Annotated in this window: 2 protein-coding genes and 1 pseudogene; all 3 read right to left on the bottom strand. The window is 66.0% G+C overall.

The genetic code is table 11. The annotated features are described in order from the left end of the window. On the bottom strand, positions 1 to 455 hold a 455-nt coding region (gene eccD, locus WAN71_RS19265; protein ID WP_422226861.1), incomplete at its 3' end, for a type VII secretion integral membrane protein EccD. 96 nt (positions 456 to 551) lie between these two features. After that, positions 552 to 1,430, bottom strand: coding sequence for an ESX secretion-associated protein EspG (locus WAN71_RS19260; protein ID WP_422226860.1), 879 nt, complete (start codon positions 1,428 to 1,430; stop codon positions 552 to 554). A 3-nt stretch (positions 1,431 to 1,433) separates the two neighbouring features. Continuing rightward, positions 1,434 to 1,520: pseudogene (locus WAN71_RS19255) on the bottom strand (WXG100 family type VII secretion target); the annotation flags it as partial.

Raw genomic sequence — 1,520 nt, 5'->3', positions numbered from 1 at the left:
ACTCGGTGGGTAACCGCCAGACCGGTTGCTGCCCAGACTAATCCAACAGCAGCGGCCAGTGCGCCACGCTGGATGTGGCTGCTGCCCCAGGGCTTCAGCCGGGCCGTGGAGAAGATCACCGCCGCGTCGGCGATGTCTTCGACTATGCCGGGCGCGGCCGACCCGGCGGGGATCGGCTGCAACGCCAGCAGATCACCATCGACAACGCCGACGGTGTCCAGACTGGCGTCGAGGCTGAACGGCGCCCCGCCGATCGGAGCAAGGCTGAGCCGAGCGGGGGTGACCGAGCCGTTATCAGCCCCATCCACCTCGCCGTCTGGGGTGGCGGGAACCACCAAACGCTCCACCGCCGGCAGGATTTCGCGCAGCGGCAGCTCTGCGGGCAGCGCCATCTCGGTCAGCCGACTGTCAGCAAGGATGGCGACCCGCACTATGGGCATCACAGCGCTGGACATCACCGGCTCCTCAGGCTTTGGGGGTCCGCTTGGTAGGACATAGCTTCTCTTTCTCTTGGTGGACAGCGCTAGTTCTTGAAACGCTCGGACGGCTCGTTAACTCGACTGTGTGCTGAAATCTCGGGACACCCGGTTACTGGGGAACCAGTCGCCATCCGGCAATTCAGAGGTGAGCTGCTCGACGGCGACGGCGATCGCGAACGGGGTTCCGGGGCGAAACGTCGATATCCATTCGCCGTCGAAGGCACGCGACGGGCTGACCAGCACTCTGCCTGTGGTGGTGTCGACGATGCTCACCCCGACCTCGGTGCTGGCGTACTGCCCGTCATGGCGGCAGCCCGCGACGATCTCAACGTAGCTGCGCGGACCGGTGAACACCGACTCGACCACCGGGCGCGCCGATCGTGGGATACCCAGGTAATCAACGACTTCGGTCAGCGACGCGCCGTTCCGCAGCCGCTCGTCAGCCCGTGCGCCCACTCGGGCAGGCAGGCTGAATTCATCAAATTGCGCCGGTGGACGTTGCGCCAACCCAACCCCGAGCACCGACACCAGCGCGCGAGCATCGTGGACGTTCATCGCCGTGAACGTCACCAGCTGCGCGTTACGCAGCGCCACTACGGTTTTAGGGGTTTCGCGGGTTTCGTCGCCGCGCCGCACGATAATCCCGCGCAGCAGCTCGTCAGCGCCGGATATTGCGCCGGACCCTACGTAACGCAGATCCAGCCAGCGGTCCGGGAAGCACACCTGCCGGACCCAGTCGGCGACTGCCGGGTTGACCGCACCGCCCTGCGACATCATGCCCATCCGGGTCAGCTCGGCGGCCTGCCGATCGAGGAACGCGCCGCGCTCAGCGGCGTCGGTGTAGGGCGTGGTAATCGCCAACACCCATGGGAACGTCCCCGCCCCAACGGTTTCGGCGATAAACCACGCCTGCTCGACGGTGAGCTCGACGGCGTTAGGTTGAGCAGCCATTTACTAGCCGCCCCATTTGGCGCCTTCGGCTTGGTCGCGGGCCAGCATCGAGGTGGTGTTGTTCTCGTGCGTGCCGGCCATCGCGCGGTA

Source organism: Mycobacterium sp. (assembly GCF_049280035.1).
Classification (GTDB): Bacteria; Actinomycetota; Actinomycetes; order Mycobacteriales; family Mycobacteriaceae; genus Mycobacterium.
This window is presented reverse-complemented; position numbering and strand designations above follow the sequence as displayed.